Consider the following 25735-nt stretch of genomic DNA (forward strand, 5'->3'; position numbering starts at 1 on the left):
CGAGTATGCGACTGTCCCTCCGCGTCGCAGCCGCCCTCCTCGTCGGCACCGCACTGTTCGCGTTCCCGCTCGTCAGCCCGGTTCCCACGCCGAGCGAACAGCTCGAACTGGAAGTCGACGTGGCCCCCGACGACCGGAACTACCGCGCCGACCACGATTACCAGTCGCTGTCGGCGGACGCGAAGGCTCTGTTCGACGAAGCAAAGTCCGACGGCATAGTGACCGTGCCGCTGTCGGAAGCGCCCGAGCCGTGGGCGACGCAAGCCAACGAGAGCGAGCGACTCACCGCCAGCAGCGACGTCGTGGCGCGCGACGGCGACCTGTACCTCGCGTTCCCGATGCGCACCCTCCCGTCGCCGTCGCCGGTCCACCTGCTCGCGCGCATCGGGTCGCTGGCGGCGGGCGTCGCCGCGCTCGCGTACGGCGGCTACCGCGCCGTGAACGCGACGTAGGTCGCCGCCGGTACGGCCCACTCCGGAAAGCCTTTGCTTGGACCTCTGGATGCACCAGACATGATAGACGAGACTGCCGAGGAGATTCGCGAGATGCGGACCCACTCCTCCTCGGTCGTCGCCGTGAAAGCCGCTCGCGCGCTCGCGGACCTCATCGACAACGACTACCCGACCGTCGAGGAGTACGTGCGGGCACTGGAGCGCAACAGCAACGCGCTCCGGCGCGCGAACCCCTCGCACGCGTCGCTGGTGACCACGCAGCGGGAGGTCGTCGAGCGCGTGCGGGGCGCGGAGCCGGCGTCGGTCGCGGAAGCCAAGGAGGTGACCGCGGCGGCCATCGACGACGTCGTGGAGTCCGTCGAGAGCGCGAAACACGAGGCCGCGGCGACGCTGGCCGACCGCATCGAGGACGGTCAGACGGTGCTCACTCACGACTACTCCTCGACGGTGCTGGAGGCGCTGGAGACCGCTGCGCAGGGCGGCAAGCACCTCGACGTGTACGTGACGGAGGCCCGGCCGCGCCACCTCGGCCGGAAGACCGCACGCACGCTGGCGGCCATCGACCGCATCGAGCCGACGCTCATCGTGGACGGCGCCTCGGGGTACTACCTCCCGGAGTGCGACCGCGTCCTGTTGGGGATGGACTGCATCGTTGAGGACACGTACTACAACCGCGTGGGCACGTACCCGCTTGCCGCGGCGGCCAACGACGCGGGGACGCCCGTGACGGTCGCGGGGTCGAGCGCGAAGCTCGTCGACGAGGGGTTCCGCTTCGAGAACGACTTCCGGGACCCGAGCGAGGTCATCCGCGAGCCGCCGGAAGGCTTCGACGTGAAGAACCCCGCCTACGACGCGACGCCCACTCGCTTGCTGGACTCGGTGGTGACCGACGAGGGCGTCCGCGAGTACTGAGCGCGGTCACCGGCCGTACAGGAGGTACGAGAGCGCGAGGAAACAGGCGACGGCGCCGCCGACCAGTCCCACGAACGCGCCGTAGGGGACGTCGGCGTTCCCGAGTATCGCCGCGAGGACGCCGCCCGCGAGCGCCGACGCCAGCAGGAGCGCGGCGCCGGTCTGCCAGCGCTCGACGAACGCGACGGTGGTCTCCTCAGCCATAGGCGAGCGTTCCGGCGCCAGTCGAGTAAGTGTACCGGCGAGTCCGCGCAGGCGAGAACGCTACTTCCGCGGCGGGCTGTCGCGGGCGAGCGTGAGCTCGTGGGCTTCGACGTCCTCGTAGGCGGCGACGCGGCCGCCGACCTCGACGCGGCCCGAGTCGGTCTCGAGGACGAGCGTCGCGACCTCCTCGGTCTCCTCGAACTTCGTCTCGACGACGCGCCCGCGGTCGGTGCGCGCGTCCCCGGTGAGCACGTCCCGGCCGCGGACGGTCGCGTACACGTCGCCGTCGAACGTCCGGATGTCTTTCACGCAGCGCCGGATGGAGGCGTACGTCCGCGGGAGGTCGATGTCGGCGGCGTCGCTCGTGTGGAGGACGTCGTTGGCCGTCGACCAGATGACGGTGCCGAAAAAGCCGGAGACGAGGAAGCCCAGCGCCGAGCGGTTGAAGATGACGCCGTACTTCTCGGGGTCGTCGCGGACCGCGCCCTGCGTCGCGTACACGGAGTACTGGCCGTCGGCGACCGCGACGACGGGCGTGGTGACGCCGCGGCGGCCGCGCGCGGTGGTGGCGACCTCGCCGTAGTCGAACTCCTCGGGGTCGGGCGCGTCGCGGACCGGCGTCACCACGAGGTCGACGCTGACGCCGCGGTCGCGGGCGGCCGCGAGGTCGTCGGCGAACCGCTCCAGCAGGCCGGGCGTCAGCGAGCAGACCAGTTCGAACTCCGCGCTGTCGATGACGTCGCCGAAGTAGCGCAGAATCGTCGAGCGCGACTTGACCAGCGAGACGGCCTCCGTCTCGCGGGCGGGCGTGGTGTAGGCGTCTTCGAGGGCGGCGACCATCTCCGCGAAGCTCGTCTGGAGGTCCGCGAACGCCTCCTCGGGGTCGATGGCGACGACCTTCATCGGCCGGGACTCGCGGAGTTCCACGAGCCCGCGGTCGCCGAGGCTCCGCACCGTGTCGTACACCCGCGGCTGGGGGATGTCGGTGCGGTCGGCGATTTCGCTGGCCGTGAGTTCGCCGTGCTGCAGCACCGTGAGGTACGCCTCGATCTCGTACTCGCCGAGGTCGAACCCCGCGCCGACTCGTTCGACCGTCTCGCGGAGGTTCTCGTCGCTCATACCGCCACCCACGACGACCCTGCTCTTTTAGCCTGCGGTCGGCGGTCGGCTCTCCGACAGGTCCCGGCGTTGCTGCCTACATGTACATGCGGTCGTCGGGGCGCTCGTCTTCGGCGCGCTGGACGCGCTCGCTCAGCGCCTCGTAGTGCTGGGCGACCTCCGCGGCGAACGCTTCGAGGGGCCCGGTGTCCACGTCGAGGTCGTAGACGTCGCTGACGGTGTCCACGAGGCGAATCGCGGCTTCGACGTCCGGCGCCTGCGCGTGGACCGGCGTCGTGTAGACGCACGCGCGGCGGTCGCTGTCGATGCCCTGCGCGAGCAGTTCCGCCTTCAAGCCGTCGAGGAAGCCGTTGCCCATCGGCGGCACGTCCGCGCCGTCGAGGCGTGCCTCGCGGTAGTCGTCGGTCGCGACGTAGAACGTGCGGTGGCCGTCCGGCCCGTGCGCGACCGGGACGCCCGACAACACGGCGGTCTCCTCGACGTCGTTGTCGTCCAGCCACGCCGCGAGCGCGTCGCTGAACCCGGCGGAGACGCCGACCGGCACGAACAGTTCGCCGACGAGCACGGTGACATCGACGCCGGGCTTCGAGAAGAACCGCGTGTGGTGGCGCGGCGTCCCGTTCTCGAACGGCGTAATCGCGGGCAGGCCGTCGACGGCGACGTGGCCGGTCTGTTCGAGTTCGAGGTGGTCCACGAGGAAGTCCGCGGCCGTCAGGCCGGCGAGCCCGAACTCCGAGAACCCGCAGAGGAGCGCGTCGCTGGGCTGGGTGTCGTGCGTGAACTCGAACTCGGGGTCGCGGCGGTCCCCGGTGCGTCGCGGCGTGTCGGCTACCATACCGGACGGACGGCGACCAGCCCCTTAGCGGTTGCCCGCTCAGTCGTCGGCGTGCATCGTGACGCGGCCCTCGATTTCGGGGTCGATGCCGCGCTCGCGGGCGTAGTCGGCGAGCACCTCGTGCTGGACGTTGAGGCGCTGGACGCGGTGTGCTTCGTCGAGCGCGGGGAACTCGTCGTCCGTGTAGAAGAGGTAGTCGGTGGTCGCGAGCGTGTACGTCGCGCCGGGGTCCACGGGCTCGCCGGCGACCCGGACTTCCAGCAGTTCGTCGGTGGTCTCGTCCCACGTGAGTTGTGCGCCGGAGACGTGGGCGTGCCACCAGTCCGGCTCGGCGAAGCCCAGCGACCCGCCCTTCGCGCCGCGGAACACGTCCAGCAGTTCCGCGCCCGTGAGTTCGGCGACCGAGACCGGCTCCTCGAACGGGACGACGCTGACGAGGTCGGCGACCGTCACGTCCCCGTCGAGTGCGGGGCCGTCGCGGACGCCGCCGGAGTTCTGGAGCGCGACGTCGGTATCGGCGGCCCACCGGTAGGCGTCCGCGACGAAGTTCCCGATGCGGGACTCCCCGCGGAACAGCGTGGACTCGGTGCGCTCCATCGGCTCGGCGACGTGCCCCACAGTATCGTTCAGGCCGGTCGCGGCCATGCGCTCGCGGAGGCGCTCGGCGAGCGGCTCGTAGACGGGCGCGTCCGCGACGACGTGGCGCGTGACCTCGCCGGCGCTGAGGTCCACTTCCAGCACGACTTCGCCGCCGGAGCCCGGGCGCGTGAGCAGGGTGTCGTCGAGCCGTTCGACGCGCTCGGCGGGGATGTGGCCGCCCAGCACCGCGTCCACGTCCGTCGCGGCCGCGAGTTCCTCGTCGCCGCGCCCGAGGTGCGAGAGCGCGACCACGTAGTCCGCGCCCGCCTCGCGGAGCTGTTCGCTGGCCTCCCGCGTGGCCTCGATGGGGTCGGTGACGGTGAGGTCGCTGGCCATCGGGTTCAGCGACGGCGTGGCGTCGTCGAGCACGCCGAGGAAGCCGACGCGCGCGCCCTCGACCTCGACGATTGTCCACGGGGCGACGCCGGCGACGCGGTCGCCGTCCCGGTAGACGTTCGCGGACACCCACGTCTGCGGGGAGTCGGCGACGATTTCGCCGGTGACGTCGGCGCCGTAGTCGAAGTCGTGGTTGCCAAACGTCTCCACGTCGGGCTCGACGGCGTCGTAGAAGTCCAGCGCCTGCCGGCCCTCGGTCACCAGCGAGAGCACGCCCGGCGCCGTGTTGTCGCCCGAGCCCGCCGCGAGCGCGCTGTCGCGGTCCCGCAGCACGGACGCGAGCCGGCCGGCCTGCTCGGGGGAGTCGTAGACGTTCTCCAGGTCAGAGTAGTGGAAAATCCGGACCGCCATTACCGGAATCGAGGCCGGCAGCGGGGAAGAGCGCTTCGGTGAGCGGCGTCCTCGCCGCGACTGCGGGGACGGACAGGGCTAAATGCCACAGCGGGCTACGGGGCTGTATGTTCACGGTGACGACCGACGACGGCACGCTGCACGTCGCCGACGACGAGGGCGAACGCGGCCAAGATGCCCCGTTCTACGTGGTCTACCGGACGGCGGACCGCCAGCGGCGGTACGGCTACTACTGTTCGAACTGCGAGTCGATAGACGTCGCGATGGACTCGATGCGCCGCATCAAGTGCAACGACTGCGGGAACTTCACGAAGCCCGACGAGTGGGACTCTGCCCACGAATAGGTGGGTTTGCGAAACGTTCGGCCGCGTTATTCTGAAATTCCCGAACGCTCGTTTAGATTCTGCCCGGGAACGAGAACGGCAAGAAAGCTTATTACCTAGGCCCCCGACGGAGTAATTGCATGGGGACTGTTACCACCCCTCCCGACGAGCAGGCCCGGTCGATATTCGACGACCTCGGGTACAGCCTCGCAGGAGACGGCGCGGAGTTCTCCGCCACGCGCGACTGGAAAGAGATACGCGTGACAGCCGTCACAGACCGAGTCGAGGCCGACCACGACAGCGGCTATCGCTGTTTCGTGACGTGGGCCGAGAACACCGACGCGCTCGAACGGCAGTTGCGTCGGCTCGACCCGCCCTACGAGTGGGCGGTGATGGGCGTCGAGGAGGACGGTGACTACGAAGTGGCGCGCGCCCCGCCGGTCAGCTAGGGGCGCGGCTGGTTTTTATCGAGCGTCGCCAGCGTAACGCCGGTGCTCAGACGAATCTCCGAAGCTGGAACGAGTCGCGGTTACCGGAAAATCCTCAACTGGGCTCTGTAGACGAGGACGTAGGCGGTCAGGTGCGCAACAGCCACGAGCGCCGCCTGTGGCGCGCGATTCCCGCCGGCGAACGACACGCCCGACGCGAGGACGGCTAGCATTCCGACGACCCCCCACCCGATTGCCGACATGTGAAAGACGAAGATGTACTCGCCCAGCCGTCCGAGCGACCAGTCGCCCGCGACGACGGGGTACGAGCCGCCGAGCGCGAGCACGCCGACGAGGAGGTTGCACGTCGACGCCGAGAGCGGGGAGCCGAGCGCCGCGTTGGCGAGCGAGACCGTCGGGTACCAGACGACGACGAACCCGAAGACGGCGAGGAGGAGGTCGAGGGTCGCGGACAGCCACGAGTCCAGTCCCCGTTCGGCGGTGGCCATACCGGCCGTTCGTGTCTCCCGTACGAAACGTTTGTGGTGAGTAACGAAGTCGTACCGACCGCTACTGCTCGCGGAGCGCTTCCCGCGTCGCCGCGAGGCCGGCGGCCGCGTCCACGTCGGCGCCGAGCGCGTCGAAGGCGTCAGCGAGCGCGGCGACGACGAGCGTGACGTTCTCCGGGCGCGCGCCGTGGCCCATACAGCCGATGCGGAACACGTCGCCCTCCAGCGCGCCGAGGCCGGACGCGATTTCGAGGTCGTAGTGGTCGAGCACGTAGTCGATGACGTCGCCGTCCTCGACGCCCGCCGGGACGCGGACGGCGTTCAGGCTCGGCAGCCAGTAGTCGTCCTCGGGGTTGAGGCCCAGTCCCATCGCCTCGACGCCGGCCTTCAGCGCGCCCGCGACGCGCTCGTGGCGCCCCCAGCGCGCCTCGATGCCCTCCTCGGCGACCAGCCGGAGCGCCTCGCGGAGCGCGTACACGTTCGAGACGGGCGCCGTGTGGTGGTACGCGCGCTCGTCGCCCCAGTACCCCTCCAGCAGCGAGAGGTCCAGATACCACGACCGCGGGTCCTCCTCGCGGGAGAGCACCTTGTCCATCGCGTCGTCGTTCAGCGTCAGCGGGCTCGCGCCCGGCGGACAGGACAGACACTTCTGCGGGCCGGAGTACGCCGCGTCGATGCCCCACTCGTCGATGCGCAGTTCGACGCCGCCGAGGCTCGTCACGGTGTCCGCGACGACGAGCGCGTCGTGCTCGTGGGCGATGTCGGTCAGTTCGGGGACGTTCGTCTGCTTGGCGCCCGTGGACGTCTCGGCGTGCACGAACCCGAAGACGTCGGGCTGGTGCTCGGCGAACGCGTCCGCGACGTCCGCGGGGTCGAGCGGCTCGCCCCACGGCGCGTCCACGCGCACGACCTCGCCGCCCGCGCGCCGCGCCATCTCCGCCATGCGGTCGCCGAAGTAGCCGTTCGTCGGCGCGAGGAACGTGTCGCCGGGCTCGGTGAGGTTGCCGATGGCGGCCTCCATCGCCGCCGACCCCGTGCCGGAGACGGGAATCGTCCACTCGTTGTCCGTGCGGAACGCGTACCGCAGCAGCTCCTGCGTCTCGTCCATGATGTCCACGAACGACGGGTCGAGGTGCCCCACCAGCGGCGTGCTCATCGCCTTCAGCACGCGCGGGTGGACGGGGCTCGGTCCCGGCCCCATGAGGGTTCGCTGCGGTGGACTCAACTCACCGACGTCTGGCGCGTCCGTCATGTGGGATTCGGAGACGGGCGCCCGCAAGAAGGTTCGGAAATCGGCACCGGCGACAGGAGTTACGTACCCGGCCCACGACTGGCCGGTATGCAGTCAGAGTCGCCGTCGTCGCTGACCGACCTCCTGAACAGCACCGTCGACGAGTTCGTCGGCAACGTCGCCGGCGCGCTCCCGCGCGTCCTCACGGGACTGGTCTTCCTCGTGCTCGCGGCGGTGCTCATCCGCGTCGTCGCGACCGCCGTCCGCGTCGTCTTGAAGCAGGTCTACCCGGACCAGCCCATCTACGTCCAGCTCGGCGGCACGCTCGCGTCGGTCGTGCTGTGGTTCGGCGCGCTACTCGGATTCCTGTCGGCGGTCGGCCTCCCGGAAATCGCCGCGGCGCTGGGCACCGCCTCCGGCTTCCTCGCGCTCGGCGTCTCGTACGCGCTCTCGGGGATGCTCGCGGACGCCGTCGCCGGCATCTACCTCCTCCGCGACCCCGACTTCAACCCCGGCGACACGGTCGTCGCCGGCGACGTGACCGGGGTCGTCACCGCCATCGAACTGCGGAAGACCCGCTTCCGGGTCGGCGACGACACGGTCGTGCGCGCGAACGCCGACGTCGAGAAGAAGTGGACGAAGAAGGCCGAGAGCGAGTGACCCGCTAGCTCGCGCCACCCGCGAGTTTATCCCGCTTCGCGGAGTAACTGACGTATGTTCGTAGGGCACGCGACGTTCGCGTTCGGCGTCGTCGCGCTCGCTGCCGCCGGCCTGGGGGCGTCCAGAGAGCGCGCGCTCGCGCTCGGCGTCGCCGCCGGCCTGTTCGCGGCCGTCCCCGACGTAGACATGGCGTACGCCCTCGTCGGCCTCGTCGCCGTCGACCCCACCAGCCCGATGGCCGTGGCGCAGTCGTTCTGGGGCGCCTCCACGGTCGTCCACCGCGCGGTCACGCACTCGCTGGTCGTCGCCGTGCCCGCGGCCGCCGCGTTCGCGCTCGCGCCCACGCACCGCCGGCTCGCCGCCGCCGCGCTCGCCGCGCTCGTCGGCGTCGTCGTCGCGGCGTCCGGCCCGCTCCCCGCGGTCATCGTCGGCCTGTTCGCGGCGGGCGGCTGGCTCGTCGCGCGCGCCGCCCACGCCTACCGCGTCCGCGGCGCCAGCCTGTTCGCGGTCGCGCTGTTCGGCCTCCTGAGCCACCCGTTCGGCGACCTGTTCACGGGCGAGCCCCCGGAGCTGTTCTACCCGCTGGGCGCCAACGCCTTCGACGGCCGCGTCGCGCTCTCGGCGGACCCGACGGTCCACCTGCTGGGCGCGTTCGGCGTCGAGCTGTTCGCCATCTGGCTGGGCGTCGCCGCCGCGCTCTGGCTCACCGGCCACCGCTTGACGGAGCACGTGAACTCGCGGGCGGCGTTCGGCGCCGCGTACGCGCTCGCCGTGCTCGTGTTGCCGCCGCCGACGATCGACGCGTCCTACCAGTTCGTGTTCAGCGTCGTCGCGGTCGGCTTCGTCGGCGTCGTCCCGAACCCGCGCTTCGACGGCCGGCCGCTGTCTATGCCGTCGCTGCCCACCGCGCTCGTCACCGGGCTGGCGGCGGTCACGCTCGCCGGGCTCGCGTACGGCGTCGCGTACACCACTGGGCTCGCGTAACTGTTCTGCCGCGGCCTCAGCACTTGTTAGGCGGGCGCCACGACGTACGAACGTGGCCCGGAGTACACGCCTCGCCGCGCTCGTCCGAGCGGAGCGCGCGAACGCCGCGCTGTCGTGGCTGCTCGTCGCGGTCGTCGCCGCGTCAGTCGCCGCGAGCGCGCCCGGCGACCCCGTCTGGGTCGTGTTCGCGCTCGTCACCGCCGCGGTCGCCGTCCTCCCGCCGGTCGCGTTCGGCGACGCGCGCGCGATGCTCCCGTGGGAGGTGCTCGGACTCGCCGCGCTCCCCACCGTCGGCCGCGCGCTCGCGGCCCCCGGACTGACCAGCGACCTCTCGACCTACCTCGGCGTCGCGGCGCTCGCGCTCGTCGTCGCCGTCGAACTCGACGTGTTCACGCGCGTCCGGCTCGCGAACTGGTTCTCGGTCGCCTTCGTCGTCGTCGCGACGATGGCGACGGCGGGCTTCCTCGCCGTGCTCGGCTGGCTCTCGGACCTGCTCGCGGGGACGGCGTTCGTCCTCCCCGCGGAGCCGCCGCTGACCGCCGCACAGGAGCGCGCCGCCGTGACCGCGCTCGTGCAGGACTTCGTCGCGGCGACCGTCGCGGGCGTGCTCGCCGCCGTCGTGTTCGTCTGGTACTTCCGGCGGCGCGCGGACGCCCGGCTCCGGCTCCCCGCGGAACTGGAGGTGGTCGTCGAGTGAAGCTCCGCGACCGCCTCGGCGTCTCCGAGCGCCGCCAGCGGCAGGCGACGCGCGGGATGCAGCTCGCGCTCGTGGCGTTCACGGCCGTCGGCGTCCTCACGTGGAACGTCGCCGTCGCCGTCAACGCCGCCGCCGCGCTCGCGGTCACGCACCTCCCCGCGGTGCTGGAACGCGACTACAGCATCCCGATGGACGCCGCGCTCACGCTGTGGATTACGACCGCGGTGTTCCTGCACGTGCTCGGCACGCTCGGCGTCCCCGGCGTCACGCAGAAGTTCTACGGCCCGAACCCGCCAATCTGGTGGGACCACCTCACGCACTTCCTCTCCTCGACGGTGGTCGCCGCGGCCGGCTACGCCACCGTGCGTGCGCTCGACGAACACCACGACGACGTCGCGTTCCCGCCGAAGTTCACGGTCGTCTTCGTCGTCCTGTTCGTGATGGCGCTGGGCGTGCTCTGGGAGATACTGGAGTACGCCGCGTGGACGCTCGGCGACGCTGTCGGCGCCACCGTGCTCACCATCTACGGCGTCGACGACGTGGCGCTGGACCTCGCGTTCAACACCGTCGGCGCGGTCGTCGTCGGCGTCTGGGGGACCGCGTACCTCGGCGACGTCACCGACGCCGTCCGCGCCAACATCGAGGCCGCCGCCGACGAGTGACCTGTAGCCGGCGAGTAACTTTATCCGGGTCGCTGGCGAACTGTCAGGCGATGGTATTCAAGAAGATTCGACTCATCGGGACCAGCGAGGAGAGCTTCGACGCCGCCGCCGACGACGCAATCGACCGCGCGGAGGACACGCTGGACAACGTGAAGTGGGCGGAAGTAATCGAACAGGGCGTCGAAATCGCGGGCGTCGAGGGGCGACAGTATCAGGTCGAGGTCGAGGTCGCCTTCGAGCTGGAGAACTAGGTCCGGAAGGACTCGCCGCAGCCGCACTCGCTCTCGACGTTCGGGTTCTGGACGTGGAAGCCGGCGCCCTGCAGCCCGCCCTCGAAGGCGAGCTGGCTGCCGCCGACGTAGTTCAGGCTGGACTGGTCGACGAACAGCCGGATGCCGTTGCTCTCGAAAATCTGGTCCTCGGGCTCGGGCTCGGGCTCGAAGCGCATCCCGTAGGAGAGGCCCGCGCAGCCGCCCTGCTGGACGTACAGCCGCAGACCCGCCTCCGAGACGTCCATGTCTTCGCCCTCCATGAGGTCGCGGGCCTGCTCGGCCGCGGCCTCCGTGGCGGTGACCACCGTGTCTCCGTCCCCGTTCTCGACGGTCGCGCTCATGTCGAATACGTTCGGGTCCCGCAGTCATAAGCGTGGTGCCACCCGACAGGGCCGCCGCGACCCGAGTCAGTCCGCGCGGTAGACGCGTCGGCCGAGTTCCGCGTACGCCGCCGCGCCGCCCGCGGTCCCGAGGAAGCCGCCCGCGACGGGCGCGGAGACGAGCGCGTCCGCCAGCAACCCGACCACGGCGAGCGCGACGAGCACGCGGACGTACTGGCCCGCGACGACGTCGTTCGCGCGGCCGTAGGCTTCGCGGAGCGTCGCGCGCTCCGCGACGAGGACCGGCGGGACCGCGACCAGCACGGGCAACACCCCGAGGCCGACGACGAGCAGGTACGCGGCGGCGAGCAGGAACTCCAGTTCGACGACCCACGTCACCGGCCCGAGCAAGAGAGCCGCGCCCACGGAGACGGCGAACAGGCGGGCGTACGTCCGCGTTGTCGGCGGGTCGGCGTCCGGGAGGGCGTGCGCGAACGCGCGGCCCGCCGCCACCGCGGCCGCCGCGTGCAGGCAGGCGTACAGGACGAGCAGTTCGACCACGAACACGGGCCGCAGGCCCATCACGGTCCCCGGCCAGAGGGACGCGGCGTGGACGCCGGACGGGAACCCGAGCAGGCGGACCGAGAGGTCGCCCGCGTAGAAGCCGCCGATTTCCCGCACCGGCACCGGGTCGAGGCGGCGAACCGCGTCGAAGGCCGCGCCGACGACGCCGAGCGCGGCAAGCGGCGCGAGCGCACGGAAGCGCGGTCTCACGCCGACCCCTCCAGCGCGTACAGGCGTCCGCCGACCGTCGCGGCGTACGCGGTCGTCCCGACGACCGACAGCGAGGCCACGTGGCCGTCACCGCGGGTCCAGCGCCGCTCCCCGGTCGTGGCGTCGAGCGCGACCACGCCGTCGGCGTCGGGGACGTAGAGCGTGCCGTCGGCGGCGACCGGCGGCACCTCCTCGGTCCCCGCGGCGTGCGCCCAGTGGGACTCGCCTGTCTCCGCGTCGAACGCGACGACCGCCGTCCCGTCGTCGGTGTCCCCGACCGCGTACACGCGCTCGTCGTCAGTCGTCAAGGGGGTGCGAGTGTCCGTGAGCCGCCGCGCGGCGTCCTCTCGGTTGCCGCGCCACAGTTCGTCGCCGCTGGCGACGTCGAACGCGTAGACGAACTCGCGGTCGTGCGCGTAGACGACGTCGCCGGTCGCGGTCGGCGGGTAGACGTGGGTTTCGGCGACCGGGGCCGTCCAGCGGTGTTCACCGGTCTCGGCGTCCAGTGCGACGAGTCCCTCGCCGAACGTCGGCACGAACACGCGGCCGCCGGCGACCGCAACCCGGGCGTCGGTGGCGCGGTGGACCGTCGTCGACCACGCGGTTTCGCCGGTCGCCGCGTCGATGGCGGCGACGGTGGACTCGTCGGCGGTCGCGACCACGTAGACGCGGCCGTCGGCGACGACCGGCGGGACCGAACTCCGGGAGAACGCAAGCAGGCGGCCGAAGCGATCCGGCTCGACGCCGGTGCGCCGCCAGCGCGTCTCGAAGGTGCGCCGGAACCCGAACACGTCGAGGCCGCCGGACGGCGCTATCGCGGCGTACCCGTTCTGCGTGGCGACGACGGGCATCACGTCGCCGTACGCGGGCGCCGCCGCGAGCGCGCCGTCGAGCCAGCGACCGTTCTCGCGGAGCTGCCAGCGGCGCTCGCCGGTCGCCGCGTCGAACGCCGAGAAGCGGTCGAACGTGCCGAGGTAGAGCGTGTCGCCGCGCACGAGCGGCGTCGGCACGTCGAACAGCGAGCGGACGTCGCGGTGCCACGCGACGCCGGGGTCGGTTCGCGGCCCCGGCGAAGGAGTGTGGTTCGTGCCGCCGGGGTCGTAGCGGTCCATCGGCCAGGTGTCGGCGCTCGCCGGGTCGTACTCGGGCGGGGAGCCGAGACAGCCCGCGGCGGCGCCGGCCGCACACGCGGCGAGGAAGCCGCGGCGTCGGAGGGAGGGCATCGACTGACGCGTCGTGTCCGAGGGCCGAGGGGTTTTCGGTTAGTCGTCCTCGAAGCGCGCGTCCACGCTGGCCGCGTGCGCGTCGAGCCCTTCAGCGTCCGCGAGCGTCGTCACGGTCTCCCGGAGGTCGCCGAGCGCGTCCTCGTCGAGGCGCTGGACGGTCGTCGAGCGCAGGAACGTGTCCACGGAGAGCCCGCCAGCGACCTTCGCCTTGCCGTTCGTCGGGAGCACGTGGTTCGTGCCGGTGGCGTAGTCGCCCGCTGCGACGGGCGCGTACGGCCCGAGGAACACCGAGCCAGCGGAGTCGATGCGGTCCAGCAGTTCCTCGTCGTTGTCGGCCTGAATCGAGAGGTGTTCGGCGGCGTACTCCTCGGCGAACAGCACGCCCTCGCTCATCGAGCGCGCGACGAACACGCCGCTGGCGTCGTTGTCGAGGGCCGCCCGAATCGTCTCCGCGCGCTCGCGGTCTTCGATGCGGGCCTCGACTTCCGCGCAGACCGCGTCGGCGGTCGCCTCGTCGTCGGTGACGACCACGACGCTGGAGTCGGGGTCGTGCTCGGCCTGCGCGAGCATATCTGCCGCGACGTAGCCGGGGTCGGCGGTCTCGTCGGCGACCACCAACAGTTCGGAGGGGCCGGCGAGGAAGTCGATGTCCACGTCGCCCCGGACCTCCGCTTTCGCCGCGGTGACGAACTTGTTGCCCGGGCCGACGACCTTCTGCACGCGGTCCACCGTCTCGGTGCCGTACGCCAGCGCCGCGACGGCCTGCGCGCCACCGGAGGCGTACACGCGGTCCGCGCCCGCGACGTGCATCGCCGCCAGCGTCACCGGGTTCAGTTCCTCGGCGGGCGGCGTCGCGACCGCGACCTGCTCGACGCCCGCGACCTTCGCGGGAATCACGCCCATCAACACCGAAGAGGGGTACGCCGCGGTGCCACCGGGCGCGTACACGCCGACGCGCTCGATGGGGCGGAACCGCCGCCCGAGTTCGCGGCCCTCCGAGAACTCCCGGCGCCAGTCCTCGGGCACCTGCGCCTCGTGGAACTCCCGGACGTTCGCCGCGGCGTCCTCGATGGCCTCGCGGGTCTCGTCGTCGAGGTCCTCGTAGGCGCGCTCGGCCTCGTCGGTGACGTCGACGTTGCCCAGTTCGACGTCGTCGAACTCGCTCGCGTACTGTCGGAGCGCCACGTCGCCCTCCTCGCGCACGCGCTCGACGATGTCCCGGACCGTCGAACGGACCGACTCCACGCCGGCCGTGCGCTCGAACAGCGCGCGGCGGCGGTCCGGCCCGAGGTCCGCGACGGCTTCGTAGTCCATACCCGCCGTAGGGACGGCCGGCGAAAAGGCGTTTCCATCCGTGCGACCGCCCCGCACGTGAAACGATACTGACTAGTTAGCGCGCCGGAGCGTCGAAAATTACCGGAGCAACTTTGAGTCGGGTCCACCGAGACGGGCGTATGAACATCGACACCCTGCTTGCGGACGCCGGCGGCGCCGCGTGGCAGCCGCTCACAGAGCAGTTCTTCGCTGACTACCCCGAACCGCTGTTCGTCGTCGACGACGACGGCACCATCGTGCTGTGGAACGACGCCGTCGCGGAGATGACCGGCCTCCCGCGGGAGGAGGCGGTGGGCCTGCCGGCCATCGAAGTGTTCGGGACGGAAGGCCAGACCGAGACGCTCGCGGACGCGGTGATGAACTCCGGGGAGGCCGTCCGCGAGGACACGATTCGCTCGGCGGAGATGGGCGGCCGGCAGCTGCACGCGCAGGCGTCGGCGACGCCGCTACAGGGGTCGGACGGCGAAATCGTCGGCGCGGTCGAGGTGCTGACGCTCGTGACCGACGTGGTCGAGCAACGCGAGCGCGTCGAACGCGTCCAGGAGACGCTCTCCGAGGAAGTGGAAGTCGCCGTCGAGGAGCTGCGGGAGGCGAGCGAGGACGTCGCCGAGTCCAGCGAGGAGATTCACGACCTCGCGGAGGGGCAGGCCGACGATCTCGGCGAGGTCTCCGGAGAGGTCTCGACGTTCAGCGCGACCGTCGAGGAGGTCGCCGCCAGCACCGACGAGGTCCGCCAGCAGAGCAACGAGGCGATGGAGCGCGCCCGCGAGTCCCGGGAGGCCGCCGAGCGCGTGCTCGACGCCATCGACGCGTTCGCGGAGACCGCCGACACCGTCGAGGGCAACACCGAAGAGCTCCGCGACCGCCTCGACGAAATCGACCGCGTGGTCGACGTCATCACGGACATCGCCGACCAGACGAACCTGCTGGCGCTGAACGCGAACATCGAAGCGGCGCGCGCCGGCGAAGCAGGCTCCGGGTTCGCGGTGGTTGCCGACGAGGTGAAGGAGCTCGCCGAGCAGTCCCAGTCCGAGGTCGGGGAAATCGAGGGGCTGGTCGCGGACATCAAGGCCGACAGCCGGGAGACCGCCGACAGCGTCGCCGAGGCCACCGACCTCGTCGCGGACGCCCGCGAGGCCGCCGAAGCGCTCGTGGAGAACCAGCGGGAGATCGAGACGCTCGTCCGGGAGACCGCCGAGGGCATGGACGAAATCGCGAACGCGACCGACGACCAGGCCGCGAGCGCTGAGGAAATCGCGACCGTCGTCGACGACGTCGCCGACCGCGCCGAGCACGTCGCCGAGGAGACCGCGGACCTCGCGAGCGCCCACCAGCAACAGACCGCGATGCTGGCGAACATCGAGAACGCCATCCGAGACGCCGAGCGCGAACTCGACGACCAGTAGTCAGTCGCCGCCGCGCGCGAACGGGTCGCCGAGCAGCGCCAGCCGCGCGTACTCCCAGCCGGCGACGAACACCGCGAACCCGAGCAGGAAGACGCCGCCACCGAGCGGGAACGTCCTCACGGCGGGGAGCGCGTTCGAAGCGGTGACAGCGCCGACGACTGCCGCCGCCACTGCCACTCCCGCAACCGTGGCGACCGACCCGAGGCCGACGCCACTTCCGAACAGCCGCTTCCCGGCGAGTGCGGCGAACGCGGCGCCGGCGGCCGCCGCGAGCCCGAGCGCAATTGTCGCCGCCGACACGACGAACCCCGCGACGGCGGTGGCGAACCCGCCGACGGCGAACCCGTTGGCGAATCGAGCGGCCGTCCGAACGGCGCCGAGTCCGCCTGCGGACGTCGCGTCCTCGCCCGAGGCCGCGTCGTCGCGCTGCGGTGGCTCGCCGTCGAGGGCGTGCGTGACTCGCTGGCCGACGTGGACGGAGCGGCCCGCGCCGTCGTCGGGGTCGTCCCAGTCGGCGGCGACGTCCACGCCCGGCGTCTCGACGGCCACGTCGTCGAACCGGACGGGCAGCCCCGCGGCCACCTCGAAGGCGGGGTGGTCCTGCAGCTGGACGTGGAGGTGTGGCTCCGAGGAGTTCCCGGAGTGCCCGCACCGGGCGACGCGCTGGCCGCGCGAGACGCGCTCGCCGGGCTCGACCTCGATGCTCCCCGGAACGAGGTGGACGAAGCTGGTGTACTCGCCCGGCGCGTGCCGAATCGTGACGGCGTTCCCCGTGACGGTGCGCTTGAACGGGTGCGAGAAGCCGCCGGCGCGCCCGAGCTGCGGGTCGCCGTCGTGGACGTCCACGACGACGCCGTCCGCAGGCGCGAGCACGGGCCGGTCGTAGCAGTAGTAGTTCTCGACGCTCGCGTCGGCGTCCGCGGGCCGAGTGCGTCCCTCGTCGTCGGTGACCACGAGGTCGTAGGCGTACCGCTGGGTCGCCGGGAACCACGAGTGCGAGTGCTCCCGCATCGGGCTGCCGTTGACGACCGTCCACGTCCCCTCGACCGGGAGCCGGTACCGCGCGGACTGCGCGAACGTCTCCGGGGCGGGGAGCGACCCGCGGTACCGGGCCGCGGCGACGCCGCTGCCCAGCAACTGCATCACGTCCTGTCGCCCCAGCAGGGGGTTCACTACCGACAGCGGGACGCCCAGCAGGAACGCCGCGGCGCCGCGCCACCCGTCGCCCATCGCCAGCCAGTCCCGCGGCCCCGGCTCGGGCGCCTCGTCGCGGCGCCACCGTCGGAGTCCGCCGACGACCGCGGCGGCGAACGGCCACAGCAGGAACAACCAGAAGGCGTGGAACAACTGGAGGAGCTCCAGCCCGGGGACGCGGTCGCCGAGCACGCCGAGGAGACCGAGTGCCGCCAACCAGAACGGGTCCACGGATTTCAGCCGCTCGCGGAGCCGCGACCGCACCGACCCGGAGTCGCCGGGGGACGAGGAGGACATTACGCGGGCAGTCGTCCGCTCGCGACGTAAGCGTTCCGTGCACCCGGGTTCGCGCGCTGACGGGGCAGTGGCGGCGCGCTGGAGTGCGGGGTGCTCTTGGCCGAGCGTGTACCGCGCGCTGGCGGAGCCAGCGCGCACGTAAAAGGTCGAAATGTACGCCCGCGACACTACCGGGCGACAATCCACGAGTGGGGTCGGTGGCAGTGAATTCGGAGGTTCGATGGTTAGTGTTCGATGGTCGCCACGGTGAACAGCGAGTCATCCGAGAGGACACTCTGGACACGTCCGTGCCAGACGTCCGCGAACAGTTCGCGCTCGGCTTCGCTCGCGGTCCCCTCGATGATCTGTTGGAGGGTGCCGAGCGCCGGTCCGCCGTCCGGAACGTCGCCGACGTGGTAGACCACCTCGACGGTTTCGTCAGTGTCGGTCCGTCGGAAGCGGAACGTCGGGGCAGCACTATCGGGGTCGAACGCGTCGAACGTCAGCGTGTTTCGGCGACCACCGTAGCCGCCGGCGAGTCCACCGAAGCCGTCTGCCTGGGCCGCGCCGGTCACGTACGAGATGAGACGCCCCATGACGCCGTACGTGGCGTCGTCGCGCGGTCCCGCAGCGAGGACCTCGACCTCGCTCCGAACTGGGAGTTCGTCGGGATACAGCGCGTCGAGACCGACCTGAGCGATGCGGTAGGCTCCCGACGCGGTCGGACACGAGTGTCCCGCCGCCTTCACCACGTCCTCGTAGGTGACGACGAACGGGTCGCCGGGGTCGAGGACGGCGAGTGCTTCCGCGACGGGGTCGCGGATTCGAATCGGTTCGGCGTCGTATTCGACGGCCCAGTTCTCCTCGGAGCGGGTCGCGTCGGTCGGAGTCGTGTTCTCTGCCATCGTGAGTCGTGTGTAGTCGCTGGTTCGTGATTCGATGCTGTTCAGTAGCGCAGCAGCCGCATCCCGTTGCCGATGACCGCGAGGACGCTGGCCTCGTGGACGAGCATCCCGAGCGCGAGCGTGACGTAGCTCGTCAGGACCCCTGCAAGCAGGAGCGTCACCGTCAGCACCGCGAGGCCGACGTTCTCGAAGATGTTCCACCGGGTGGCCTTGCTGAGTTCGACGGCGTAGGGGATGCGGTCGAGGTCGTCCGCCATCAGCGCCATGTCCGCCGTCTCGATGGCGGTGTCCGTTCCAGCGGCGCCCATGGCGATGCCCACGTCGGCGGTCGCCAGCGACGGCGCGTCGTTGATGCCGTCGCCGACCATCGCCACGACGCGGCCGTCCTCGCGGGACTCCTCGATGACCGCCTGCTTGTCCTCGGGGAGCAGTTCCGCGCGGTAGTCGTCGATGCCGACCGCTTCGGCCACCGCGGCCGCGACGCGCTCGTTGTCACCGGTCAGCATCACCGTCTCGATACCGGCGTCCTGGAGCTCCTGGACGACGCCGGGCGCCGCCTCGCGGAGTTCGTCGCGCATGGCGATGGCGCCGACGACGACGCCGTCACGGACGACGTGGACGACAGTCTCGCCGCGCTCCTCGCGCTCACGGACGTAGTCGCCGACTTCCCCGGGAACCTCGACGTCGCGCTCGTCGAGCAACGAGCGGTTCCCGACGACGATTTCGCGGCCGTCGTGGCGTGCGACGACACCTTTGCCGGCGGCGACGTCGAAGCTCTCGGGGTCGGGGACCGAACGTGCGTCCGCGGGTGCTGACTCGGTGTCTGCCTGGACGGCTTCGGTCCCGCCATCGGTGACTGCGGCCGGGCGGACCTGGGCCGCTTCGAGGATGGCGTCGCCGAGGTGGTGTTCGCTCTTCTTCTCGGCGATGGCCGCGAGTTCCAGCACCTCGCCGGCCCCGGCGTCGAACCCCGCGACGTCGGCCACGGCCGTTTCGCCCTTGGTGAGCGTGCCGGTCTTGTCGAAGGCGACGAGGTCGATCTTGCCGGCCTGTTCGAGGTGCTCGCCGCCCTTCATGAGGACGCCCGAACGCGCTGCGTTGCCGATAGCCGAGACGACGCTGACCGGCGGCCCGATCACCAGCGCGCCCGGACAGCCGATGACCAGCAGCGTCAGTGACAGAATCGCGTTCTGTGTGACTGCGTAGGCGCCGACAGCCAGCGCGAGCACACCGGGCGTGTAGTACTTCGCGAACCGGTCGATCAGGTTCTCGGTCGGCGACTGGGCCTCTTGGGCCTCCTCGACCCGCCGGATGATCCGCTGGAGCGTGGTGTCGGTGCCGGAGCCGGTCGTCTCGACCTCCAGCGAGCCCTCCTGATTGATCGTCCCGGCGTAGACCTCGTCGCCGTCGGCCTTGTGGACGGGCGCGCTCTCGCCGGTCACCGGCGCCTGGTTGACGGCGCTCTCGCCCTCGACGACGGCGCCGTCCACGGGAATCTTCTCGCCGGGTTTGACGACCACGACCTCGCCCGCTTCGACCTCGCGGGCGGGGACCTCTCGCTGCTCGCCGTCGCGGCGCACGGTGGCCGTGTCGGGCGTCATCTCCAGCAGTTCTTCGAGGGCGTTGCGGGTCTTCCGCATCGTCCGGCCTTCGAGGTACGACCCCAGCGCGAACAGGAAGACCACCGCGGCGGCCTCCCAGTACGACCCGATGACGATTGCGCCGACGGCCGCCAGCGTCACGAGCGTCTTGATGCCGAGGGTCCGGCTCTCGACCTCGTGGTAGGCGGTCTTGGCAATGTCGTAGCCGCCGACGACCGCCGCGAGGACGAGGGCCGCGGCGCTCGCGGTATCGAGAGTGGTGAGGTAGCCGAGGGTCCAGCCGCCGGCGTACAGCAGGCCGCTCACCGCGACGACGATGGCCTTCCGGCGTTTGCGGTAGTACTGTTTGATTGATTGCGTATCCATGACCGTCCTCCTCAGGCGGGCTGGGGCGTGTAGCCCTGGTTCTCGATGGTCTGTTCGAACGTGGCGGGGTCGGCGACGCTGTCGTCGTAGTCGATTTCGACGCGACCGGTCGAGTAGTGGACCTCGACGTCTTCGACGCCCGCGACGTTCGAGAGGGCGCGTTCGACGGTGCTCGCACAGCTCGGGCAGTCGAAGTCCAGCACGCGGAGTTGGGTTTCGCTCATTACAGTTCTACGTAGCACCCATACACACTAAAGTATTTTTTAGATGATATGTTTGAATGGCTATACGGGGTGTTTGAGCGGACAGACGAGTCGTCTAGCGCTTCCACTGAATCGCCCGAGGGGGTGTCAAACAGGGTCTATGCAACTGTCGTTACTACTTAACGTACACGCGGCGTCGGTTCACGCATGAGCACGCCCGATGCCGGGAACGACCTCGAAGACGTCGCCGTTCGAGATACGCGGGTGTCGGATGCCATCGACGAACCGATGCGGGCGATGATTCTCGACATACTCGCGGACGAGACGCTGACAGCGAGCGACGTCCACGCCTGCCTCGCCGACAGGGGTATCGACCGGACGGAGAACACGGTGCGCCACCACATCAACGAACTTCGGGACGCCGGACTCGTAGACGTCGTCCGCTTCGAGGAAGGCCGTGGCGGGACGACGAAGTACTACGGGGCGAACACGACCGTCCTCTCGTACTCGCTTCCCGAGTCGGCCGACTCGGCTATCGAGGAGATGGTTGATTCCGTCCAACCGCAAGTCGAGGCTGCGCTCGCCACGCTGACTGACGAGTACGACGACGTGATCGACGACATCACGGCGGAGATGGAACCCTGCGAGCACTGCCGAACCCAGAAATACGAGACGTACGTGATGTTGACAGTCCTCCGACGGGCCTTCGTTCGAGCACAGCAAGACGGATAGCCCAGTCCGACCGGCCTCGCGTCTCGGCCGCACAGAGACCGTTCCTGCGCCCCACCGCGTCGATTCGACGATTGGACGCCAATCGTTTTCCAGCATCCGCTCGTCGATTCAGCCATGTCGAGGACGATTCGGTCGCTGGCGACCACGATGTACCCCGAGATATGACGGTCGCGATGCTCCTCGAACAGTACGTCAGTCTGGGCATCTTTCTCGTCGCGGGCGTGCTCAGCGGGCTGAGTTATCTGGCGTGGTATCGGGAACGGGACCGCCGAATGCGTGTCGTCACCGCCGGGTACGCGATGTTCGCCCTCTACGGGCTGGTCGTCTTCCTCGAATACCCCCTGCTCCCGTATCTCGGCGCGAGAACCGTCGAACTGCTCGAACACGGGAGTGCACTCCTCGTCCTCGCGGGCCTGTTGACGTTCTTCGTCGCGCTGACGAGAGACTGAGCAATGAACGAGGGAGACATCGAGGTGGAGTCTCGGCGAGCGATCTACCAGGAGATTGCCGACTCGCCCGGGATTCACTTCCGGGCGCTTCTGGACACGCTCCCGTACGCACAGGGGACGCTCCAGTACCACCTTCGCCAGCTCGCCGACGAGGACCTGATCGACGTCTCCGACGACGGCAAGTACACGCGCTACTACCCTGCTGCGGACTTCGACGAGGCGGAGCAGACGGTGATGAACGCGCTACGCCGCGAGTACAGCCGCCGCATTCTCGCGCACCTGCTCGCGGACGACCGCTCTCCTTCCGGGAGCTGGAACGCCTCGTAGACGTCGCCGTCGATCTCGATTGTCGCCATATCCGGAGGTAGGCGGACGTGATTGTTGAGTGTTTGACTGAAACGAAAACCGAACACAGCGAGCGCTACAGACTCGAAATGTACGCCCGCGACACTAACGACCGACCTCATCCGTGGGCGGCGTGCCCCGTCGGCCGGGAAACCCTCGTGGCGGGCGGGTGCTCCCTACGGGAGCACCGAATGCCGAGCCGGTGTGAACCGGCGAGGCGGGAGTGCTCGAAGAGCACTCCGAATGCCGAGGCGGTGAAACCGCCTCGCTGCGTGGTGTGTGACGCCACCAGCCGGGCAGCCGTCGGGCTGCCGGAGTGTCGCACGCCGGGGTTCTCCGAGCGGTCATCGCGTCCGCGTGGACAGACTCGGCCGGGGACAAACGGCGCGCGTAGCGTCGTAGGCGGCCGCGTAGAAAGAGGGTTACGCCTCTGCGCGCTCGGTGAGCGCGTACACCTGTTCTTTGGTCTCGCAGAGCCCGCAGACGCACTCGGCGAGGCCGGCGTCGTCGAGTTCCGCGAGCGCGTCCGCGGCGTCGGCTTCCGAGAGGCGCGCCTCCTCGGCCACTTCGGCCGGGGAGAGCGGACCGCAGTTGTCGAGCACGACGCGCGCGAGTTTCGCCGCGCACGACAGTGCTTCGGACTCACTCATCACTTCGGCGTAATCGACACGCGTCAAAAACCCTTCGTAAAGCGGCGAGTAGGGCGCCTGTCGCGCAACGCTTACTGTCGTCGGCGCCGACCGGCGAGGCGATGCCAGACATCACAGTCCTGCGGACGGGCGCGCACGGCACGCCGATGTCGGAGTACGCCGCGGCGCTGCGCGAACGCCTCCCCGAGTGCGACGTCGCGCTCGCGCGGACGCCCGCCGACGAGCGCGACCTCGTCGCGGACGCTCGCGTGGTGACGGGCGTGGACATCGACGAGGCGTTGCTCTCGGAAGCCGACGAACTGGAGCTGTTCGCGGGCGCGTACGCCGGCTACGAGCACCTGCCGCTGGACGCGCTCCGCGAGCGCGGCGTCGCCGTGACGAACGCCGCGGGCGTCCACGCGCCGAGCGCCGGCGAGCAGGTCTTGGGCTACCTGTTGACGTTCGCGCGACGCCTCCACGAGGGGTGGCGGCGCCAGCAGCACCGCGAGTTCCGCCACTACCGCGCGGGCGAGCTGAAGGGCTCGACGGTGACCGTCGTCGGTCTCGGCGCCATCGGGCAGGGCGTCGTCCAGCGCCTGCAGGGGTTCGACGTGGACACAATCGGCGTGCGGTACACGCCCGAGAAGGGCGGTCCGACCGACGAGGTCGTCGGTTTCGACGACGAGGCGCTCCACGACGCGTTCGCGCGCACCGACTACCTCGTGCTGGCGTGCCCGCTGACGGACACCACCAGCCACCTCGTGGACCGCGCGGCGCTGAACACGCTGCCGCCGGAGAGCGTGCTGGTGAACGTCGCGCGCGGCGGCGTCGTGGACACGGACGCGCTCGTCTCGGCGCTCCGCCGGGAGGACCTGCGGGGCGCCGCGCTGGACGTCACCGACCCCGAGCCACTCCCCGAGGACCACCCGCTGTGGAACTTCGAGAACGTCGTCGTGACCCCCCACACGGCGGGGCAGACGCCCGAGTACTGGAACCGGCTCGCCGACATCCTCGCGACGAACGTCCCGCGGCTGGACGCCGACGAGGAACTGCAGAACCGCGTCGCCTAGCCCTCGACGTAGCCGAGCCACGCGAACAGCCCACCGAACACGCACGCGAAGGCGGCGACGTAGACGCCGATGCCAACGGCGTCGCCGGACTCGTTGGCCGCGAAGTACAGGAACGCCGCGGCGAGCGCGAACGACCCGACCGCGAACGCGTACAGCGTCCGCGCAATCGTCGGGTTCCGGTCGCTTTCCGGCGGCTCGGCGTCGCTGGATTCGAGTGCGGCGCGGATGCGGTCGGCGTCCCCGCGGGGGACCGAGACGATTCGCGGGTCGGACGCGCCGCCGGCGCCGTCGTGGTAGCGAACGCGCAACACGGCGACCGGTCCGAGGTCGTAGCGGTTCACGCGGTCGACCGCCGCGAGGGACGCCTCGCGGTTGTTCACCTCGAAGCGGCCGTCCTCTGTGTCCACGGACCCCTCGCTGCGGAGCGCGGCGGCGACCGGGAGGCAAACGAGCACGGCAAGGAACATGCTCGCGAAGACGACCCACACGGGGGCATCGAGTACGACCGCGGCGGCGAAGACGACCGCCCACGCGACGCTCGGACCGACGAGTTCGCGCGCCGAGAAGAACCCACTCTCGACCTGCGCGAGGGCGGCGTGCGTCGCGAGCCGGCGCGCGCCGAGCAGCCCGAACGCCAGCAGGGCAGCGAGAATGGCGAACTCGCCGGCGAGCAGGGACACAGCGACGATGAACACCGCGGCCGCCGCTGCGAGCGCGAACAGCCCGCCGATGGCGCCGAACGCGACGAGTGCGAGCGTGCGCAGCAGCCGGCTCGTTTCGGCGGTGAACGTCCACTCGACGCGAGTCACGGCAGAGGGTTCGCGGAACCGACAGTTAAAACGAGCGGGGGCGTCTCAGACCCAGCCCTCGCTGGCGAGTAGTTCGCCGTTGAGGAGGCTGGCGCCGGCGGCGCCGCGGATGGTGTTGTGCGCGAGGCAGTTGTACTGGATGCCCGTGTCCGTCTCCTGGATGCCGCCGGCGGCGACGGCCATCCCGCCGCCGAGCATCCGGTCGAGGCGCGGCTGCGGCCGGTCGGGCTCCTCGAAGACGTGGACGAGCTGGTCGGGCGCGCTCGGCAGGTCCAGCGTCGGCGCGTCCTCGAAGGCTTCGGCGACCTCCTCGGGCGTCGGCTCCTCGCGGGTCTCCACGAAGACGTTCTCCAGGTGGCCGTCCAGCGTCGGGATACGGTTGCAGGAGGCGGAGACGCTGGCGTCGTGCCACGACACCTCCGAATCCGCGAACTCCCCGAGAAGCTTGCGGGACTCGGTCTCCATCTTCGCTTCCTCGCCGCCGATGTGCGGGACGGCGTTGTCGATGATTTCCATCGACGTCACGCCCGAGTAGCCCGCGCCCGAGACCGCCTGGAGCGTGGAGACGTGGACGCGTTCGAGGCCGAACTGCCGGAGCGCCGCGAGCGTCGGCACCATCGTAATCGTCGAGCAGTTCGGGTTCTTCACGAGCGCGCCGTCCCAGCCGCGCTCGTCGCGCTGCACGTCGATGAGGTCGAGGTGGTCGGCGTTCACCTCGGGAATCACGAGCGGCACGTCGTCGGCCGCCCGGTCGTTACTGGAGTTCGAGGAGACGACGAACCCCGCCTCGCAGAGCGCGGGTTCGACGCGCTCGCCGACGCTGGACGGCAGCGCGGAGAACAGGAGGTCGGTGTCGTCGGGAATCTCGTCGGGGTCGGTGTCGCGCACCTCGACGTCCGCCACGTCCTCGGGAATCGGCGTGTCGAGGCGCCACTTCGCCGCCTCGCGGTACCGCTTCCCCGCGCTCTCCGGGCTCGCAGTCAGCACTGAGAGTTCGAACTCCGGGTGGCCGTCCAGCAACTGGATGAATCGCTGGCCGACCGCGCCAGTCGCTCCGAGTACGCCGACAGATGTCATACCACCCTCTCAGAACCGGGTAGTGAAACCCCTTCGGGTGGTGGAAAATTCAGCACGTTCCCCGGCGGGCGCCGTGGGAATCTACTCGCGCTTGTGCGTGATGTAGCCCGCGATGCGGTTGCGGACCGGCTTCGACTCGACGTTCGTGAGCTCGGTGACGGCTTCCTTGTTGTGCTCGAAGTCTTCGCGGCTGAACGCGTCGGGGTATCGCTCCATGAGGATGTTCCCCGTCTTCTTGACGTAGTCGGGCTTGATGGCCATACGGACTGGTTCATTCGCCGCGCGTTAAAAGGATTCGTTTCGCGAGCACGACCCGGTTTCTGGAAGGGAATCTGAGTGAGCGA

At 70.4% G+C, this 25735-nt stretch carries 32 protein-coding genes; 14 read left to right on the forward strand and 18 right to left on the reverse strand.

The genetic code is table 11. The annotated features are described in order from the left end of the window. Positions 1 to 5 precede the first annotated feature (5 nt). Both ABSL23_RS14010 and ABSL23_RS14015 read left to right on the forward strand, forming a co-directional pair. Positions 6 to 452, forward strand: a complete 447-nt coding sequence (locus tag ABSL23_RS14010; protein ID WP_353634182.1) for a hypothetical protein — start codon at positions 6 to 8, stop codon at positions 450 to 452. A 60-nt stretch (positions 453 to 512) separates the two neighbouring features. Next, on the forward strand, positions 513 to 1364 hold the full coding sequence (locus tag ABSL23_RS14015) for a translation initiation factor eIF-2B (protein WP_353634183.1): 852 nt from the start codon (positions 513 to 515) through the stop codon (positions 1362 to 1364). Positions 1365 to 1370: 6 nt separating this feature from the next. On the opposite strand, the gene ABSL23_RS14020 is transcribed toward ABSL23_RS14015, so the two are convergent. The 4 genes from ABSL23_RS14020 to ABSL23_RS14035 all read right to left on the reverse strand — a co-directional run bounded on the left by ABSL23_RS14020 (position 1371) and on the right by ABSL23_RS14035 (position 4908). Then, positions 1371 to 1568 carry a hypothetical protein gene (locus ABSL23_RS14020; protein ID WP_353634184.1) on the reverse strand — a complete coding sequence of 66 codons (198 nt, stop codon included), beginning with the start codon at positions 1566 to 1568 and terminating at the stop codon, positions 1371 to 1373. 60 nt (positions 1569 to 1628) lie between these two features. Beyond that, positions 1629 to 2687: a TrmB family transcriptional regulator gene (locus ABSL23_RS14025; RefSeq protein WP_353634185.1), complete on the reverse strand. Its 1059-nt coding sequence runs from the start codon at positions 2685 to 2687 to the stop codon at positions 1629 to 1631. Positions 2688 to 2763: 76 nt separating this feature from the next. Continuing rightward, positions 2764 to 3522: a PAC2 family protein gene (locus ABSL23_RS14030; protein ID WP_353634186.1), complete on the reverse strand. Its 759-nt coding sequence runs from the start codon at positions 3520 to 3522 to the stop codon at positions 2764 to 2766. A gap of 39 nt (positions 3523 to 3561) precedes the next feature. Further along, complete coding sequence (locus tag ABSL23_RS14035) at positions 3562 to 4908, reverse strand: 5'-nucleotidase C-terminal domain-containing protein (protein ID WP_353634187.1); 1347 nt, start codon at positions 4906 to 4908, stop codon at positions 3562 to 3564. 107 nt (positions 4909 to 5015) lie between these two features. Between ABSL23_RS14035 and ABSL23_RS14040 the strand changes: the two genes are divergently transcribed. Together ABSL23_RS14040 and ABSL23_RS14045 are read left to right on the forward strand one after the other, a co-directional pair. Continuing rightward, positions 5016 to 5252 carry a DUF5816 domain-containing protein gene (locus ABSL23_RS14040; protein WP_059057243.1) on the forward strand — a complete coding sequence of 79 codons (237 nt, stop codon included), beginning with the start codon at positions 5016 to 5018 and terminating at the stop codon, positions 5250 to 5252. A gap of 119 nt (positions 5253 to 5371) precedes the next feature. Continuing rightward, a complete protein-coding gene (locus tag ABSL23_RS14045; protein WP_058983725.1) occupies positions 5372 to 5680 on the forward strand; it encodes a hypothetical protein in 309 nt (102 codons plus the stop codon). A gap of 80 nt (positions 5681 to 5760) precedes the next feature. On the opposite strand, the gene ABSL23_RS14050 is transcribed toward ABSL23_RS14045, so the two are convergent. Next, positions 5761 to 6168: a hypothetical protein gene (locus tag ABSL23_RS14050; protein ID WP_353634188.1), complete on the reverse strand. Its 408-nt coding sequence runs from the start codon at positions 6166 to 6168 to the stop codon at positions 5761 to 5763. A gap of 61 nt (positions 6169 to 6229) precedes the next feature. Further along, positions 6230 to 7420, reverse strand: coding sequence for an alanine--glyoxylate aminotransferase family protein (locus ABSL23_RS14055; RefSeq protein WP_353634189.1), 1191 nt, complete (start codon positions 7418 to 7420; stop codon positions 6230 to 6232). 87 nt (positions 7421 to 7507) lie between these two features. Between ABSL23_RS14055 and ABSL23_RS14060 the strand changes: the two genes are divergently transcribed. From ABSL23_RS14060 to ABSL23_RS14080, 5 genes are read left to right on the forward strand one after another with little or no spacing between them, the layout of a single operon-like run. Then, entirely contained in the window at positions 7508 to 8059 is a 552-nt protein-coding gene (locus ABSL23_RS14060) for a mechanosensitive ion channel domain-containing protein (RefSeq protein WP_059057246.1), read from the forward strand. Positions 8060 to 8113: 54 nt separating this feature from the next. Further along, complete coding sequence (locus ABSL23_RS14065; protein ID WP_059057247.1) at positions 8114 to 9043, forward strand: metal-dependent hydrolase; 930 nt, start codon at positions 8114 to 8116, stop codon at positions 9041 to 9043. A gap of 52 nt (positions 9044 to 9095) precedes the next feature. After that, positions 9096 to 9740: a hypothetical protein gene (locus ABSL23_RS14070; protein WP_353634190.1), complete on the forward strand. Its 645-nt coding sequence runs from the start codon at positions 9096 to 9098 to the stop codon at positions 9738 to 9740. Then, positions 9737 to 10402 carry a hypothetical protein gene (locus tag ABSL23_RS14075; protein ID WP_353634191.1) on the forward strand — a complete coding sequence of 222 codons (666 nt, stop codon included), beginning with the start codon at positions 9737 to 9739 and terminating at the stop codon, positions 10400 to 10402. The genes ABSL23_RS14070 and ABSL23_RS14075 overlap by 4 nt, the downstream gene beginning before the upstream one ends. Positions 10403 to 10452: 50 nt before the next feature. Further along, positions 10453 to 10653 carry a dodecin gene (locus ABSL23_RS14080; RefSeq protein WP_353634192.1) on the forward strand — a complete coding sequence of 67 codons (201 nt, stop codon included), beginning with the start codon at positions 10453 to 10455 and terminating at the stop codon, positions 10651 to 10653. Here the strand turns inward: ABSL23_RS14080 and ABSL23_RS14085 are convergent. From ABSL23_RS14085 to hisD, 4 genes are all read right to left on the reverse strand, one after another. Beyond that, on the reverse strand, positions 10650 to 11015 hold the full coding sequence (locus tag ABSL23_RS14085) for an iron-sulfur cluster assembly accessory protein (RefSeq protein WP_059057251.1): 366 nt from the start codon (positions 11013 to 11015) through the stop codon (positions 10650 to 10652). The two genes, ABSL23_RS14080 and ABSL23_RS14085, sit on opposite strands and share 4 nt — an antisense overlap. 66 nt (positions 11016 to 11081) lie before the next feature. Next, entirely contained in the window at positions 11082 to 11768 is a 687-nt protein-coding gene (locus tag ABSL23_RS14090; RefSeq protein ID WP_353634193.1) for a hypothetical protein, read from the reverse strand. Further along, complete coding sequence (locus ABSL23_RS14095; protein ID WP_353634194.1) at positions 11765 to 12991, reverse strand: PQQ-binding-like beta-propeller repeat protein; 1227 nt, start codon at positions 12989 to 12991, stop codon at positions 11765 to 11767. The genes ABSL23_RS14090 and ABSL23_RS14095 overlap by 4 nt, the downstream gene beginning before the upstream one ends. Positions 12992 to 13030: 39 nt before the next feature. Continuing rightward, positions 13031 to 14308, reverse strand: coding sequence for a histidinol dehydrogenase (hisD, locus tag ABSL23_RS14100; protein ID WP_353634195.1), 1278 nt, complete (start codon positions 14306 to 14308; stop codon positions 13031 to 13033). A gap of 140 nt (positions 14309 to 14448) precedes the next feature. Between hisD and ABSL23_RS14105 the strand changes: the two genes are divergently transcribed. Continuing rightward, positions 14449 to 15735: a methyl-accepting chemotaxis protein gene (locus ABSL23_RS14105; RefSeq protein WP_353634196.1), complete on the forward strand. Its 1287-nt coding sequence runs from the start codon at positions 14449 to 14451 to the stop codon at positions 15733 to 15735. On the opposite strand, the gene ABSL23_RS14110 is transcribed toward ABSL23_RS14105, so the two are convergent. From ABSL23_RS14110 to ABSL23_RS14125, 4 genes are all read right to left on the reverse strand, one after another. Continuing rightward, the gene (locus ABSL23_RS14110) at positions 15736 to 17226 is read right to left on the reverse strand and encodes a M23 family metallopeptidase (protein ID WP_353634197.1); all 1491 of its coding nucleotides are present in this window, start codon (positions 17224 to 17226) and stop codon (positions 15736 to 15738) included. Positions 17227 to 17450: 224 nt separating this feature from the next. After that, positions 17451 to 18110 carry a hypothetical protein gene (locus ABSL23_RS14115; RefSeq protein WP_353634198.1) on the reverse strand — a complete coding sequence of 220 codons (660 nt, stop codon included), beginning with the start codon at positions 18108 to 18110 and terminating at the stop codon, positions 17451 to 17453. Positions 18111 to 18151: 41 nt separating this feature from the next. Continuing rightward, positions 18152 to 20077: a cation-translocating P-type ATPase gene (locus tag ABSL23_RS14120; RefSeq protein ID WP_353634199.1), complete on the reverse strand. Its 1926-nt coding sequence runs from the start codon at positions 20075 to 20077 to the stop codon at positions 18152 to 18154. 11 nt (positions 20078 to 20088) lie between these two features. After that, on the reverse strand, positions 20089 to 20301 hold the full coding sequence (locus ABSL23_RS14125; protein ID WP_059057257.1) for a heavy metal-associated domain-containing protein: 213 nt from the start codon (positions 20299 to 20301) through the stop codon (positions 20089 to 20091). Between the two features lie 186 nt (positions 20302 to 20487). Here ABSL23_RS14125 and ABSL23_RS14130 point away from each other — a divergent pair, with 186 nt between their 5' ends. The 3 genes from ABSL23_RS14130 to ABSL23_RS14140 all read left to right on the forward strand — a co-directional run bounded on the left by ABSL23_RS14130 (position 20488) and on the right by ABSL23_RS14140 (position 21788). Beyond that, positions 20488 to 21012, forward strand: coding sequence for a helix-turn-helix domain-containing protein (locus tag ABSL23_RS14130; protein WP_353634200.1), 525 nt, complete (start codon positions 20488 to 20490; stop codon positions 21010 to 21012). A gap of 161 nt (positions 21013 to 21173) precedes the next feature. Next, on the forward strand, positions 21174 to 21461 hold the full coding sequence (locus tag ABSL23_RS14135) for a hypothetical protein (RefSeq protein WP_353634201.1): 288 nt from the start codon (positions 21174 to 21176) through the stop codon (positions 21459 to 21461). A gap of 3 nt (positions 21462 to 21464) precedes the next feature. Continuing rightward, positions 21465 to 21788 carry a hypothetical protein gene (locus ABSL23_RS14140; RefSeq protein WP_353634202.1) on the forward strand — a complete coding sequence of 108 codons (324 nt, stop codon included), beginning with the start codon at positions 21465 to 21467 and terminating at the stop codon, positions 21786 to 21788. A gap of 440 nt (positions 21789 to 22228) precedes the next feature. Here the strand turns inward: ABSL23_RS14140 and ABSL23_RS14145 are convergent, their stop codons facing one another. Next, the gene (locus tag ABSL23_RS14145) at positions 22229 to 22456 is read right to left on the reverse strand and encodes a hypothetical protein (protein ID WP_059057266.1); all 228 of its coding nucleotides are present in this window, start codon (positions 22454 to 22456) and stop codon (positions 22229 to 22231) included. 101 nt (positions 22457 to 22557) lie between these two features. Here ABSL23_RS14145 and ABSL23_RS14150 point away from each other — a divergent pair, with 101 nt between their 5' ends. Next, positions 22558 to 23505 carry a D-2-hydroxyacid dehydrogenase gene (locus ABSL23_RS14150; protein ID WP_353634203.1) on the forward strand — a complete coding sequence of 316 codons (948 nt, stop codon included), beginning with the start codon at positions 22558 to 22560 and terminating at the stop codon, positions 23503 to 23505. Here ABSL23_RS14150 and ABSL23_RS14155 read toward each other — a convergent pair. From ABSL23_RS14155 to ABSL23_RS14165, 3 genes are all read right to left on the reverse strand, one after another. Next, positions 23502 to 24314: a hypothetical protein gene (locus tag ABSL23_RS14155; protein WP_353634204.1), complete on the reverse strand. Its 813-nt coding sequence runs from the start codon at positions 24312 to 24314 to the stop codon at positions 23502 to 23504. The genes ABSL23_RS14150 and ABSL23_RS14155 overlap by 4 nt on opposite strands. 45 nt (positions 24315 to 24359) lie before the next feature. Then, entirely contained in the window at positions 24360 to 25391 is a 1032-nt protein-coding gene (gene asd, locus ABSL23_RS14160; protein WP_353634205.1) for an aspartate-semialdehyde dehydrogenase, read from the reverse strand. Positions 25392 to 25472: 81 nt separating this feature from the next. Then, positions 25473 to 25652 carry a 30S ribosomal protein S17e gene (locus tag ABSL23_RS14165; RefSeq protein WP_059057270.1) on the reverse strand — a complete coding sequence of 60 codons (180 nt, stop codon included), beginning with the start codon at positions 25650 to 25652 and terminating at the stop codon, positions 25473 to 25475. Positions 25653 to 25735: the final 83 nt, after the last annotated feature.

Origin of the sequence: Halobacterium sp. NMX12-1, from assembly GCF_040435975.1 — an archaeon.
GTDB lineage: Archaea > Halobacteriota > Halobacteria > Halobacteriales > Halobacteriaceae > Halobacterium > Halobacterium hubeiense.

Bases quoted from the DNA above. Each gene is read 5' to 3' on its own strand.
- ABSL23_RS14010 (WP_353634182.1), top strand. From the start codon at position 6: ATGCGACTGTCCCTCCGCGTCGCAGCCGCCCTCCTCGTCGGCACCGCA.
- ABSL23_RS14015 (WP_353634183.1), top strand. From the start codon at position 513: ATGATAGACGAGACTGCCGAGGAGATTCGCGAGATGCGGACCCACTCC.
- ABSL23_RS14020 (WP_353634184.1), bottom strand. From the start codon at position 1,568: ATGGCTGAGGAGACCACCGTCGCGTTCGTCGAGCGCTGGCAGACCGGC.
- ABSL23_RS14025 (WP_353634185.1), bottom strand. From the start codon at position 2,687: ATGAGCGACGAGAACCTCCGCGAGACGGTCGAACGAGTCGGCGCGGGG.
- ABSL23_RS14030 (WP_353634186.1), bottom strand. From the start codon at position 3,522: ATGGTAGCCGACACGCCGCGACGCACCGGGGACCGCCGCGACCCCGAG.
- ABSL23_RS14035 (WP_353634187.1), bottom strand. From the start codon at position 4,908: ATGGCGGTCCGGATTTTCCACTACTCTGACCTGGAGAACGTCTACGAC.
- ABSL23_RS14040 (WP_059057243.1), top strand. From the start codon at position 5,016: ATGTTCACGGTGACGACCGACGACGGCACGCTGCACGTCGCCGACGAC.
- ABSL23_RS14045 (WP_058983725.1), top strand. From the start codon at position 5,372: ATGGGGACTGTTACCACCCCTCCCGACGAGCAGGCCCGGTCGATATTC.
- ABSL23_RS14050 (WP_353634188.1), bottom strand. From the start codon at position 6,168: ATGGCCACCGCCGAACGGGGACTGGACTCGTGGCTGTCCGCGACCCTC.
- ABSL23_RS14055 (WP_353634189.1), bottom strand. From the start codon at position 7,420: ATGACGGACGCGCCAGACGTCGGTGAGTTGAGTCCACCGCAGCGAACC.
- ABSL23_RS14060 (WP_059057246.1), top strand. From the start codon at position 7,508: ATGCAGTCAGAGTCGCCGTCGTCGCTGACCGACCTCCTGAACAGCACC.
- ABSL23_RS14065 (WP_059057247.1), top strand. From the start codon at position 8,114: ATGTTCGTAGGGCACGCGACGTTCGCGTTCGGCGTCGTCGCGCTCGCT.
- ABSL23_RS14080 (WP_353634192.1), top strand. From the start codon at position 10,453: ATGGTATTCAAGAAGATTCGACTCATCGGGACCAGCGAGGAGAGCTTC.
- ABSL23_RS14085 (WP_059057251.1), bottom strand. From the start codon at position 11,015: ATGAGCGCGACCGTCGAGAACGGGGACGGAGACACGGTGGTCACCGCC.
- ABSL23_RS14095 (WP_353634194.1), bottom strand. From the start codon at position 12,991: ATGCCCTCCCTCCGACGCCGCGGCTTCCTCGCCGCGTGTGCGGCCGGC.
- hisD (WP_353634195.1), bottom strand. From the start codon at position 14,308: ATGGACTACGAAGCCGTCGCGGACCTCGGGCCGGACCGCCGCCGCGCG.
- ABSL23_RS14105 (WP_353634196.1), top strand. From the start codon at position 14,449: ATGAACATCGACACCCTGCTTGCGGACGCCGGCGGCGCCGCGTGGCAG.
- ABSL23_RS14110 (WP_353634197.1), bottom strand. From the start codon at position 17,226: ATGTCCTCCTCGTCCCCCGGCGACTCCGGGTCGGTGCGGTCGCGGCTC.
- ABSL23_RS14115 (WP_353634198.1), bottom strand. From the start codon at position 18,110: ATGGCAGAGAACACGACTCCGACCGACGCGACCCGCTCCGAGGAGAAC.
- ABSL23_RS14120 (WP_353634199.1), bottom strand. From the start codon at position 20,077: ATGGATACGCAATCAATCAAACAGTACTACCGCAAACGCCGGAAGGCC.
- ABSL23_RS14125 (WP_059057257.1), bottom strand. From the start codon at position 20,301: ATGAGCGAAACCCAACTCCGCGTGCTGGACTTCGACTGCCCGAGCTGT.
- ABSL23_RS14130 (WP_353634200.1), top strand. From the start codon at position 20,488: ATGAGCACGCCCGATGCCGGGAACGACCTCGAAGACGTCGCCGTTCGA.
- ABSL23_RS14135 (WP_353634201.1), top strand. From the start codon at position 21,174: ATGACGGTCGCGATGCTCCTCGAACAGTACGTCAGTCTGGGCATCTTT.
- ABSL23_RS14140 (WP_353634202.1), top strand. From the start codon at position 21,465: ATGAACGAGGGAGACATCGAGGTGGAGTCTCGGCGAGCGATCTACCAG.
- ABSL23_RS14145 (WP_059057266.1), bottom strand. From the start codon at position 22,456: ATGAGTGAGTCCGAAGCACTGTCGTGCGCGGCGAAACTCGCGCGCGTC.
- ABSL23_RS14150 (WP_353634203.1), top strand. From the start codon at position 22,558: ATGCCAGACATCACAGTCCTGCGGACGGGCGCGCACGGCACGCCGATG.
- asd (WP_353634205.1), bottom strand. From the start codon at position 25,391: ATGACATCTGTCGGCGTACTCGGAGCGACTGGCGCGGTCGGCCAGCGA.
- ABSL23_RS14165 (WP_059057270.1), bottom strand. From the start codon at position 25,652: ATGGCCATCAAGCCCGACTACGTCAAGAAGACGGGGAACATCCTCATG.